Here is a 12,146-nt window from a genome sequence, read left to right as displayed (position 1 = left end):
TCAAAAACTAGAGTACCGCCTCCGGATAAGACCCCAACACCTTACACAACCGCGCCACCGACTTGAGCTGCACCAGGGCAGCGGCGACGCCGGGCTCGCCGCGGTGGCCGCAGATGTCCACGAAGAAGACATAGTCCCAGACGCCCTGGTGGGAGGGGCGGGATTCAATGCGCGTCATGCTGATGCCCTGCTCGGCGAACGGGCTGATGAGGCTGTGCAGGCCGCCCGCCTCGTTACGGCAGGAGAGCAGCAGGCTGGTCTTGTCGCTGCCGCTCGGCGGCGCGTCCTCGCGGCCGATGATGAGGAAGCGGGTGGTGTTGCCGGGCTCGTCCTCGATGCGCTGGGCCAGCATGCGCAGCTCATAGAGCTCCGCGGCGGCCTCGCCGGCCACAGCGGCGCAGTCGCCGGACCTCGCGGCGAGCTTCGCCGCCTCCGCGTTGCTGCCGACGGCAATGCGCTCGGCGGCGGGCAGATAGCGGTCGAGCCAGCCGCGGCACTGGGCCAGCGACTGCTGGTGCGAATACACGCGGCGGACCGCACCCACCTCCGTCGCCCGGCTCAGCAGGTGATGGTGGATGCGCAGCATGACCTCGCCCGCAATCAGCAGCGGTGAGCGCATGAACATGTCCAGCGTATGGTTCACCACACCCTCGGTGCTGTTCTCCACCGGCACGACGCCGAAGTCGCAGGAGCCGGCCTCCACCTCACGGAAGATGTCGCCGATGGTGCCGAAGGGCTGGGTGTGCACCGAGTGGCCGAAGTGCTTCAGCGCCGCGGCCTGGGTGAAGGTGCCCTCGGGCCCGAGATAGCCCACGGCAAGGGGGCGCTCCAGCGCCAGGCAGGCGGACATGATCTCCCGGAACAGCCGGGCCATCTCCTCGCCGCCCAGCGGCCCCGGGTTCTGCGCCTTGATGCGGCGCAGGATCTCCGCCTCGCGCTCCGGGCGGTAGTAGTGCGTGGTCTGCCCCGCAGCCGCCTTGATTTTGGCGACCTCGCGGGCGCAGTCGGCGCGCTCGGAAATGAGCCGCAGCAGCTCCGCATCGATGGCATCGATGCGTGCGCGGATGGGGGCGAGGGCGTCCTCGGCACTCATGTCGGCTCCCGTTGGCTGCTGCCGTGATCCCGGGTGTGTTCCAAGCTTGCTGCTGAAACCTGATCCCGATCCGGATGATCGTCTCAGCCCCGCACCTCGCCACCGGCGCCCGTGCCGTCGGCGGCGCCCAGGCAGCGCACCGACAGCACCCCGTCGATGCCTGCGATGCGCTGCGCGGTCTCCCGCGGGCACTGCCGCTCGATGTCGATGAGTGTGACGGCCAGCTCGCCGCGGGAGCGGTTCAGCATGTCCACGATGTTGAGGCCCGCCTCGGCGAGGTCGGTGGAGATCTGGCCCACCATGTTCGGCACGTTGCGGTTCACCACGGCGATGCGATGTCCACCATTGCGCGGCAGCACGATCTCCGGAAAGTTGACGGAGTTGGTGACATTACCGTCCTCCAGGTAAGCGCGCACCTGGTCCGCCACCATCATGGCGCAGTTGTCCTCCGCCTCGCGCGTGGAGGCGCCGAGGTGCGGCAGGGCCACCACCCGCGGGTGATCCTTGAGCAGATTCGAAGGAAAGTCGCAGACGTAGGCGTAGAGCTTGCCGGTATCCAGCGCGGTGACGGCGGCGTCGTCGTCGATGATGCCGCTGCGCGAGAAGTTGAGCAGCACCGCGCCGTCCGGCATGTTGGCGATGCGCTCGGCATTGATCATGTGCCGGGTCTGGTCGGTGAGCGGCACATGGAAGGTGATGAAGTCGGACCGGGCCACCAGGTCATCCACCGACAGCGCCGCCTCCACGTCGGACTGGAGCTTCCAGGCCGCGCGCACGGTGATGCTCGGGTCATAGCCGATGACCTTCATGCCGAGCGCCCGGGCGGCATTGGCCACCAGCACACCGATGGCGCCGAGGCCGATGACGCCCAGGGTGCGCCCCGGCAGCTCGAAGCCGACGAACTGCTTCTTCCCCGCCTCCACGGCCTTGTTGATGGCCGCGTCGTCGCCTTCCAGCCCGCGGGCGAACTTGGCCGCCTGGGCGATGTTGCGCGCAGCGATGAGCATGCCGGCGAGCACCAGCTCCTTCACCGCGTTGGCGTTGGCGCCGGGGGCATTGAACACGGCGATGCCGCGCTCGCTCATGTCCGCAACGGGGATGTTGTTGACACCGGCGCCGGCCCGACCGATGGCCTTGACGGTGTCCGGGACGGGCATGTCATGCATCTTCGCCGAGCGCACCAGGATGGCGTCCGGGTGGCCGACCTCCGAGGCGATCTCGTAGGACGCCCGCGGCAGCCGGTTCAGGCCGGCGACGGAGATGTTGTTGAGGGTTTGAATCTTGAACATGTAAAACGTCTCCACCTGCGGTGCTTCAGTGCTGCGCTCGCGGCTGCTTCGGAATGTGTCTCACGCAAAGACAGAAGACGCGAAAGTCGGGCCGCGACGGGATTGCCCAGGCATACCTGTGCTCCTGAGGCCAGATGGTCTCACGCGAAGACGCGAAGACGCGAAGACGCGAAGACGCGAAGACACCAGCCCCAGAGCATCGCTCGCGCCAAAGCCTGGATAAGCCAGGAAAGACGACGCGTCTGCCCGGCACCACTCCCTGCACATTCTACGCTTCGCACCTCCCCCTTCGCGCCTTCGCATGCCACTCCCCTCCGCGCCTTTCCCTCCGCGTCTTTCCCTTCGCGTCTTCGCGTCTTCGCGTGCCACTCTTCCCCGCGCCCTTCCCTCCGCGCCCTTCCCTCCGCGTCTTTCCCTTCGCGTCTTCCCCTTCGCGTCTTCGCGTCTTCGCGTGCCACTCTTCCCCGCGCCCTTCCCTCCGCGTCTTTCCCTTCGCGTCTTTCCCTTCGCGTCTTTCCCTTCGCGTCTTCGCGTCTTCGCGTGCCACTCTTCTCCGCGCCCTTCCCTCCCCGTCTTCGCGTGCCACTCTTCTCCGCGTCCTTCCCTCCGCGTCTTCGCGCGCCAATCAGCCGCTCAGCTCAGCCCCTGGTGCGCTCGAACTCCGCCATGAAGTCGATCAAAGCATCCACACCCGCCTCCGGCATCGCATTGTAGATGCTCGCACGCATGCCGCCGACCGAGCGGTGGCCCTTCAGCGTGAGAAGGTATGCGTCCTTGGCGCCCGCAAGGAAGTCCGCGTCGAGCTTGGCGTCGGCCAGCGTGAAGGGCACGTTCATCCAGGAGCGGCAGTCCGGCTGCACCGGGTTGGCGTAGAAGTCCGAGCCGTCGATAGCCGCGTAGAGCTTGCCCGCCTTGCGCTGGTTGATCTCGGCCATGCCGGCAAGCCCGCCCAGGTCCTTGAGCCACTGGAACACCAGCCCCGCCAGGTACCAGGCGTAGGTGGGCGGGGTGTTGTACATGGACTCGGCGTCGGCGTGGGTCTTGTAGTCCAGCATCGCCGGCGTGCCGGCGATGGGGCTGCCGATGAGATCGTCGCGGACGATGACCAATGTGAGTCCCGCCGGGCCGATGTTCTTCTGCGCGCCGGCGTAGATGATGCCGAACTTCGACACGTCGATGGGGCGCGACAGAATGGTCGAGGACATGTCCGCCACCAATGGCTTATCGGTCTCGGGCACGTAAGGGAACTCGACGCCCTGAATGGTCTCGTTGGGCGTGTAGTGCAGGTAGGCGGCGTCCGCGGACAGGCTCAGCTCGGCCTGCGCCGGTGCACGGGTGAAGGTGCCGTCCTGCTCGGTGCTGGCGGCGACGTTGACCGTCGCGAAGCGCTTGGCCTCGGCAATGGCCTTCTTGGACCAGCTGCCGGTGTTGAGGTAGTCCGCCTGCTTCGCGTCCCCCAGCAGATTCATCGGTGCCATTGCAAACTGCAGCGACGCACCGCCCTGCAGGAACAGCACCCTGTAGTTGTCGGGAACCGCGAGCAGCTCGCGCAGGTCGGCCTCCGCCTGCTGGGCGATGGACAGGAACTCCTTGCCGCGGTGGCTCATCTCCGCCACGCACATGCCGCTGCCGTGCCAGTCGAGCATCTCTTCCTGTGCGCGCTTGAGGACGGGCTCCGGCAGCATCGCCGGGCCGGCGCTGAAGTTGTAGGGTCTGGACATGGGTTGGCTCCGTGGTTGGCGGTTTGAATTCGGGGTGGCGATGCGGGCGCTGAACGGCTGGCGCTCATGCTCCGACCGAGGAGCAGGCAGCGACGCTCAAGCGTCGCGTGCCGGCGCCGCAAAACGCGACGGGCCACGCACCGCTGGAGCAGTGCCGGGACACGCCCGCGCTCGGGCCCGGGAGCGAGACAAACCGACATGGTCGCAGTGGAGCGAGCGCTCACACCTCGGTCTTGCAGCCCCCGTTGCGCCGGTGGCCCGTTGCGCCGTTGCGCGAGACCCTGCCTTGCGAGGCGGGATCACTCAGTATCCGCCGGCGCCCCCGGATCATCGTCGCTGTCGTCACCGCTGTCGCCGTCGCGCACATCATCCTCGCCGCCGCTGTCGTCCCCGCTGTCGTCACCGTTCAGGGCCACGATCCGCTCAATGCCGGCGAGCTTCTGGTCCTCGCCCAGGTTGATGAGCTTCACGCCCCAGGTGTTGCGGCTCATGACGTTGATGCCGTCCACGGCTGTGCGCACCAGGGTGCCGGCCTCGGTGATGAGCATGATCTCATCTCCGGGGCGCACCAGCACGGCGCCCACCTGCTCCGCATTGCGCTCGCCGATGCGCATGGAGATGACGCCCTTGGTGCCGCGGCCCTTGGTGGGGAACTCCTCCACCGGGGTGCGCTTGCCATAGCCGTTGGCGCCGACGGTGAGCACGGTGCCGGGCTCCGCCACCAGCAGCGAGATGACCCGCTGGCCGTCGTCGAGGGAGATGCCGCGCACGCCGTGGGCCGTGCGGCCCATGGAGCGGACTTCGGACTCGTTGAAGCGCACGGCTTTGCCGGCGGTGGAGAAGAGCATCAGGTCCTGGCGGCCGTCGGTGACGGCCACGCCGATCAGATACTCGTCCTCATGCAGGTCGATGGCGATGATGCCGCGGGCGAGGGGTCGCTGAAAGTCCTTGAGCGGCGTCTTCTTGACCGTGCCCTTGCTGGTGGCCATGAAGACGAAGCTGCCCTCTTCGTACTCCGGTACCGGCAGGGTGGCGTTGATGCGCTCGCCCGCTTCCAGCGGCAGCAGGTTGACAATGGGCCGCCCGCGGGCACCGTAGCTCGCCTGGGGCAGCTCGTAGACCTTGAGCCAGTAGACCTTGCCGTGGCTGGAGAAGCACAGCACGGTGTCGTGGCTGTTGGCGACGAAGAGCCGGTCGATGAAGTCCTCGTCCTTGGTGCTGGCGGCGCTGCGGCCCTTGCCGCCGCGGCGCTGGGCCTGGTATTCAGACAGCGGCTGGGCCTTGACATAACCGGCGTGGGAGAGCGTCACCACCACGTCTTCCGGCGCAATGAGGTCCAACAGGGTCAGATCGTTTTGATCCTGGACGATCTCGGTGCGGCGCTCGTCGCCGTACTGCTCCTTGATGGCCTCGAGCTCTTCGCGGATCACCTGCATCAGCCGGTCCGGGTTGCGCAGGATCTCCAGCAGGTCCGCGATCTTGTCCAGGATCTCCTCGTATTCCTTGACGATCTTGTCCTGCTCCAGGCCCGTCAGGCGCTGGAGCTGGAGGTCCAGGATGGCGCGGGCCTGGCGCTCGCTCAGCTTGTATTGGCCGGCGTCATCTCCTTCCGAGATCAACCCGAAGCCCCTCTCGAGGTCGTCCGGGCGCGTCTCCTCGGCGCCGGCGCGCTGCAGCATCCCGGATACGGCGCCGGGCGGCCAGGTGCGCGCCATCAACCCCTCGCGCGCGGCGGCGGGGCTCTCGGAGGCCTTGATGAGCGCGATCACCTCGTCGATGTTGGCGAGCGCCACCGTGTAGCCTTCCAGGATGTGGGCGCGCTCGCGGGCCTTGCGCAGCTCGTAGATCGTCCGCCGCGTGACCACGTCGCGGCGGTGGCGCAGGAAGTGCTCCAGGGTCTGCTTGAGCGTCAGGGTGCGCGGCTGGCCGTCCACCAGCGCCACCATGTTGATGCCGAACACCGTCTGCATCTGTGTGTGCTGATACAGGTTGTTCAGCACCACGTCCGGGTAATGGTCGCGCTTGATCTCGATGACCATGCGCATGCCGTCCTTGTCGGACTCGTCGCGCAGCTCGGCGATGCCCTCCAGGCGCTTTTCCTTCACCAGCTCCGCCATCTTCTCCAGGAGCCGCGCCTTGTTCACCTGGTACGGCAGCTCGGTGACGATGATGGACTCGCGGCCCGAGCGCTTGTTCGTCTCGGTGTGGGTCCGGGCGCGCAGCTGCACCCGGCCGCGGCCGGTGCGGTAGGCCTCGCGGATGCCGCGGATACCGTTGATGATGGCGGCGGTGGGGAAGTCCGGCCCCGGGATCAGCTCCATCAGGCGCTCATCGCCCACCAACGGGTCTTCGATGATGGCGAGGCAGCCGTCGATGACCTCACGCAGGTTGTGCGGCGGGATGTTGGTGGCCATGCCCACCGCGATGCCGGCGCTGCCGTTCACCAGCAGGTTCGGGAAGCGCGCGGGCAGGACCGTCGGCTCGTGCTCGGATTCGTCGTAGTTCGGGACGAAGTCGACGGTCTCCTTGTCGAGGTCGTCCAGCAGGGTCGAGGCGATGCGCGCCATGCGCACTTCCGTGTAGCGCATGGCCGCCGGCGAGTCGCCGTCCACGGAGCCGAAATTGCCCTGCCCGTCCACCAGCATGTAGCGCATGGAAAACGACTGCGCCATGCGCACGATGGTGTCGTAGACCGCCGTGTCGCCGTGGGGATGGTACTTACCGATGACGTCGCCGACGACGCGGGCCGATTTCTTGTAGGGCTTGTTCCAGTCGTTGCCGAGCTCGCTCATCGCGTACAGCACGCGACGGTGCACGGGCTTCAGGCCGTCGCGCACGTCCGGCAGCGCCCGCCCCACGATGACGCTCATGGCGTAGTCGAGATACGACTGGCGCATCTCGTCTTCGAGCCGGACAGGGAGGACTTCTCGGGCGAAATCTGGCATGGGCGGGTGGCGTCAGCGGGTCCGTCGGCGCACGGGCGGGAACAGCAGGGCGGCGGCGCCGCAAGACGCCCGGCGGACGCGCCTCAGGGCGCCGAGCCGGGCCTGAAAAAAGTCCGTAATGATAGCACGCTCATGGGGTCGGCAGGCGTTCTGCGCGCGATACCGATGCCGGCCTGCGCCACGAACAGGCGATGGGTTTGCATTCTGGGATGCGATGCTGGTGCAGACCGCCCGCGGCGCGGGCGTCACGCGCCTCCTGACAGCAGACATGCAGGACGGCCGGCGCGTAGGGCCTCTGCTGCTGGAGAATCCCTTCAGGGCCGGCTTCACGCTGTAGCCGGCGGTTGTGGGAGCGCCGTCCCCGGCGCGATGGGCACGGGCTCAGCGCAGCGCCTCGAGCAGGGCGTCGGCGAGCTGGTCCAGCGGCTCGGGCAGGGCGGGCGGTGCCGGGGTCCGGCCGTCGGCGATGGCCTGGAAGAAGGCGCCGAGGCCGCCCAGCGGCGCCGGCAGGCCGGCGAGCTGGGCCAGGGCCTCGGCGGCGTCCGGCGGCAGCGGCTCGCCCGCGGTGCGGGCCTGGTGGACGGCGCGGGCGAGCGCGAGCAGGGCGTCCATGAGCTGCTGGTCCGGCGCCGTGCCGGCGCCCGCGCCGGGGTCCGCATCGGGCCCGCCACCGGCAGGGTCGCCGGTGTCGTCGCCGCGTGCGCGGCGTTCCTGCGCCTCCCGCTGCGTATCGGCCTTCGCCTGCCAGTCCGCGGCCGTGGCGGCGTCGCCGCAGGCGCGGGCGATGTCGGCGAGGCTGGCGTAGACCTTCCAGGTCTCCGGATGGCTCAGCGGCTCGCGGATGGCCAGCGCGTGGCGCGCCTCGGCCTCGGCCCGGTCCAGGTCGCCGCGCAGCCGATGCAGCTGCGAGAGCTGGGTGTGGGAGCTGGCCGCGCCGAGCCGGTCGTTCCGTTGCTGGTTGATGGCCAGGCTCGCCTCGATCTCGGCCACCGCGGCGGCGAGCCAGCGCGCGCGCTCGGGCGCCGCCGCCGGGTCGTCGCCTGGCAGCCCCTCGGCGCGGTGCTGGAACAGGATGCCGAGGTTCTGCCGCGTCCCGCCGACCTGTGCCTGCACGCCGAGCTGCTCGGCGAGGCCAAGGGCCTTGCGGTACCAGGCCTCGGCCGGGTCGAGGCGGCCGAGCATTTGCTCGGCCGTGCCCAGCAGGTCGCAGGTCTGCATCTCCCCGACGCCGTTGCCGGCCTGCTGGAACAGCCGCAGCGCCCGCCTCAGGGTGTCCACCGACGCGGCGGTGCGGCCGGTGTCCTGTTGCAGGACGCCCAAGTGCGCCAGCGTAGTGCCCTGCAGCTCCAGGTCGCCGACGCGCTCGGCGGCGGCCAGGGCCTCGCCATAGCGGGCCTCGGCCTCGGCGTGGCGGCCGGCGGCCCTCAGGATCGCGGCGGTCCGGCCCAGGCCGGCGGCGAGCGCGCGGTCATGGCCCAGCGCGCGGTTGATGGTGAGGCCCTCATCGGCGGCGGCCAGCGCCGGCTCGGTGCGGCCAAGGGCGCTGAGGGCATTGGCGAGGTCGCCGAGGGCCGCGGACAGGTTGGCGCGCTCGGCGTCGCCCAGGGTGCGGAGGGCGTTAATGGCCTGCTCCAGCGGTGTCAGGGCCAGGTCCGGGCGATCGGCGGTGAGCAGGATGCGCCCGCGGTACCAGCGGGCCAGCGCCAGCTCCCGCGCAGCGTCGCCATCGACCAGCTCACAGGCGCCCCCGCCGGCCCCGAGCCGCCGTTCCAGGTCCTGCACCGCGTCCAGGGCCTGCTGCGCCTGGCCGCGCGTGAACAGGCTCCAGGCGTGCTGGCGGATCGCCGCGCACGCGGCCGGGTCGAGCCGGTCCGCCGGCATGGCCGAGCGCACCCGCTCCACCAGCCGGTCGCGCTCCCGCAGCCGGCCGGCGCGATTCAGGAACTTGCCCAGCGTATCGCCGAGCGCCCAGCCGTCCCGGTGCCGCCCGGCCGCGAAGGCCAGCTCCAGTGCCCGGCGCAGGTTGGCGAGCTCCAGCCGGGTCAGGGCCATGCCGGCGGCGGGCCGGGAGCCGCCGAGGGCGCCGTCGATCATGCGCCCGACCTGCAGGTAGACATCCACGAAGCGGCCGGCGCGCGTGTCGTCGCCGGCCGCGGGCTCGGCGCTCACCGCGTCGGCCAGGGTCGGGTGCAGCTTCAGGTACGGGGTGTTGAATTCCGGCAGGTCCTCGACCCGCAGCAGCGCGGTGGCCACCAGCTCGGCGCGGATGGCGGACCAGTCGGACGCCGGGATCTCGCTGAAGTCGAGCAGGAACCGCTCGAACATGCCGCCCTGGAACCAGCCGAGCCAGGGCAGGGCGTCGCGGGCGCGGGGGCTGAGCCGGCCGCGGGAGAAGTCCAGCGACGCGAGCAGGGAGCGGTTGCGGCCCTCGGCGTGGGCCGGGTCCTGGAACTGGTGCAGGCGTTGGGCGAGCTCGTCGGCGATGCGCGTGGGCGTCAGGTCCTTCAGGTGCGGCGCAATCAGCTCGATGGAGAGCGGGTGGTCTTCGAGTCGCTCCAGCAGGGCCTCGATGGCGTCGCGGCCGTAGCCGGGGCGGCCCAGGTCGATCTCGCGGCGGTCCACGATGCCGCGCAGCAGGTGCAGGGCGTCCGGGCGGGCGAGGCCGGCTAGCCCGAAGCCCGCGATGCCGTCCAGGCCGGTCTCCGCCGGGCGGCAGGTGACCAGCAGGCGGCCGCGCAGGCGCTTGGGGTCGTCGGTGTCGGTGAGGTCGCGGTAGAGGCGCTGGAGGTCCGGGAGCAGGTCGTGGAGCGCCGGCGTCCCGCCGGCTGCATCGGCCGGCTCACCGCGCGGGGCTTCCGCGGGTGCTAGGGGTGGGGGCGGTGGGCCGTCGGTGGATGCTGCTTCCGGGGCTGGCGCGGACGCGGACCCGGCGTCCGCGGGCCGGCTGGAAGCCGGCGCCCCCAGGAAGGCGGGCAGCACGGACTCGAAGTTGTCCCAGACCAGCAGCAGCCGGCTGGCGCGGAAAAGCCGCACCGCCTCGGCCCATTGCGCGTCCGGGCCGAGGCTGGCGAAGCCCTCGCCGCCGAGCGCTTCGCCGATGGCCTGCACCACGGCCTCGGCGCCGGCGGCGGTCTCGAAGCTGTGGAAGACGGCGTGCGGGAAACGGCCGGTGCGCCGCCACCAGTGGGCGGCCTCGCGGGCGAGCGCGGTCTTGCCCATGCCGCCGCCGGCGTGCAGCAGCACGGCGGGGTGGCGCTGGAACAGCCGCTCCAGGCGCAGCAGCTCGCGGGCGCGGCCCTGGAAGCGGTACCGGGGCGGCGGCGGGAAGCCGGGCAGGCGCACGTCGTCAACGGGCAGCTCGTCGGCATCCGCCGGGGCGGCCTGGTGCGCGGGCACCAGGGCCGGGTCCGCGCCGGCCTGGTAGAGCTGCGGCACCACCCAGTCCTGGAGCTTCACCGTCGGGGCGTCCGGCGCGGTGGTGAGCCAGCGCTCGCGCCGGGCATGGAGCCGGCTGCGGGCCTCCTCCAGCGCGGCGCCGATGCTGCGGCCCTGGATGAGCTGCTGGTAGAGGCGCTCGCTCACCAGCCGGGCGGCCTCCACGTGCACCGATTGGGAGAAGGCGATGACGCTGCCGACGCCGGCGCGCAGCAGCGCCGGCGCGACGGCGCCGAACACGGGCCGGTCCGACAGCTGCGCGCCGCGGCAGGCCTCCAGCAGCACCAGCGGCACCTGGAGCCGGCTCAGCAGGTCGCCCAGGCGCGGGCCGGGCACCAGCTGGGTCCGGCCGCGGTCGTCCTCGAAGCAGAGGGCGCCGACGCCGGTGTCGGGGGAATACTGGCCGTGGCCGTCGAAGTGGACAATGTGATACGGCTCGCCGGCGGTTCGGGCACGCGAGAGCCGGCGCTCCAGCTCCGGGAGGGTCGGCGGCTCGCAGAAGTCGACCCGGATGCGGGCGTCGGCGTCGTCCGCCCCCTGCCGCAGGGCGCCGAGGGCGTCCAGCACGGGCCGCACGCTGGTGCGCGGGTCGATAAAGCCCGTGTCCTCCGGGCGGCTCACGATCAAGAGCAGCCGCAGCGGCAGGCCGGGCTGGAAGCCGGCCGCCGGCGCCTCGTCCCGGCGCAGCCGCCGGCGCAGGGTCAACCCGCGCAGGGCCAGCGGGCCGCGGGCGTCGCGGAGCATCTCCCAGGGGCGGATCAGGAAGGCGGGGCTGTCCGCGGCCAGGGTCAGCAGCACGCGCTGCGCCGGGTCGGCGTCCAGGAAGTCGCGGATGCCGGCGTAGATCGCGTTCTGCTCGCCGCCGGGGAAGAGGGCGTCACGCAGGGCGACGCCCCAGTCTTGCAGCCGGGACTCCAGCGCCGCGGCGCGGGCCTGCTCGCCGGCGTCCGGCCAGTCGATGTAGCGCTCCAGGTACCAGGCGAGCTCGTCCAGGTCCGCCTTGGTGAGCGGCAGCGCGAGGGGGAACTCGTTGCCGCCGTCCCAGCGCGCCGTCAGCGCCTCGCCGTCGGCACGGACCTCGAGAGTGTGCTCGCGCGGCGGCGGGGGCGGCGGCGGGGCCGGGCGGGCGGTCAGGGCGGCGAGCAGGCGCTCGAAGTCTGCCCCCTGCGGACCGTCGGCGAGGTCCGCGTGGCCGTATTGGCCGAGCAGCGGCGGCGTTGGCGCGGCATCCGTCAGCAGCACGGGGATCACCGGCTTGCCCTCGCGGCGGGCCTGGCCCAGGGCCGCCGAGACCTCTTCCTGCTGCACCGGGCCGATGCCGTTCGGCCCCAGCAGCACCACCACCGCGGTGCAGTCCGTGAGCCCCTGCTCCAAGAGCGGCAGCCAGGTCTTGCCCGGCGGGAGCTGCTCCTGGTCGATCCAGGGCTCGATGCCGCGGGCCTTCAGCGCCTCCACCAACGGCAGGGCGAGCGCGCGGTCCTTGCTGTTATAGCTGATGAAGACCCGGGGTTGGGGCATGTCCGCTGCTCCTGTGTCCTTTGCCCGCGCGATTGACCGCGCTGGGGCGATGCGGTTGCTTGCCGTCAGCGGCTAAGGTTAACGCATCGGGTCCGTCCGGCGCCGCGGGAGCCCCGTCCCCGGTGCGATCAGAGCCCCGGCAGGC

At 70.9% G+C, this 12,146-nt stretch carries 5 protein-coding genes; all 5 read right to left on the bottom strand.

Annotated elements, in window-relative coordinates; translation table 11 throughout:
- Positions 1-7: 7 nt before the first annotated feature.
- A complete protein-coding gene (gene pheA, locus QZ607_RS10540) occupies positions 8-1,093 on the bottom strand; it encodes a prephenate dehydratase (RefSeq protein ID WP_295882521.1) in 1,086 nt (361 codons plus the stop codon).
- Positions 1,094-1,176: 83 nt separating this feature from the next.
- Positions 1,177-2,382 carry a phosphoglycerate dehydrogenase gene (locus QZ607_RS10535; RefSeq protein WP_295882519.1) on the bottom strand — a complete coding sequence of 402 codons (1,206 nt, stop codon included), beginning with the start codon at positions 2,380-2,382 and terminating at the stop codon, positions 1,177-1,179.
- A gap of 638 nt (positions 2,383-3,020) precedes the next feature.
- A complete protein-coding gene (gene serC / locus QZ607_RS10530; RefSeq protein ID WP_295882517.1) occupies positions 3,021-4,103 on the bottom strand; it encodes a 3-phosphoserine/phosphohydroxythreonine transaminase in 1,083 nt (360 codons plus the stop codon).
- Positions 4,104-4,402: 299 nt separating this feature from the next.
- Positions 4,403-7,048 carry a DNA gyrase subunit A gene (gyrA, locus tag QZ607_RS10525; RefSeq protein WP_295882516.1) on the bottom strand — a complete coding sequence of 882 codons (2,646 nt, stop codon included), beginning with the start codon at positions 7,046-7,048 and terminating at the stop codon, positions 4,403-4,405.
- 381 nt (positions 7,049-7,429) lie between these two features.
- A complete protein-coding gene (locus tag QZ607_RS10520; RefSeq protein WP_295882515.1) occupies positions 7,430-12,001 on the bottom strand; it encodes a TIR domain-containing protein in 4,572 nt (1,523 codons plus the stop codon).
- Positions 12,002-12,146: the final 145 nt, after the last annotated feature.

This window comes from uncultured Thiohalocapsa sp. (assembly GCF_913063425.1).
In the GTDB taxonomy this organism is placed as follows: Bacteria; Pseudomonadota; Gammaproteobacteria; order Chromatiales; family Chromatiaceae; genus Thiohalocapsa.
The sequence above is the reverse complement of the archived record's forward strand: the minus strand, read 5'-3'. Positions and strand labels throughout refer to the sequence as shown.

What these genes read in the sequence shown, in the direction of transcription:
- serC (WP_295882517.1), bottom strand. Translation starts at nt 4,103, where the DNA reads ATGTCCAGACCCTACAACTTCAGCGCCGGCCCGGCGATGCTGCCGGAG.
- pheA (WP_295882521.1), bottom strand. Translation starts at nt 1,093, where the DNA reads ATGAGTGCCGAGGACGCCCTCGCCCCCATCCGCGCACGCATCGATGCC.
- QZ607_RS10535 (WP_295882519.1), bottom strand. Translation starts at nt 2,382, where the DNA reads ATGTTCAAGATTCAAACCCTCAACAACATCTCCGTCGCCGGCCTGAAC.
- gyrA (WP_295882516.1), bottom strand. Translation starts at nt 7,048, where the DNA reads ATGCCAGATTTCGCCCGAGAAGTCCTCCCTGTCCGGCTCGAAGACGAG.
- QZ607_RS10520 (WP_295882515.1), bottom strand. Translation starts at nt 12,001, where the DNA reads ATGCCCCAACCCCGGGTCTTCATCAGCTATAACAGCAAGGACCGCGCG.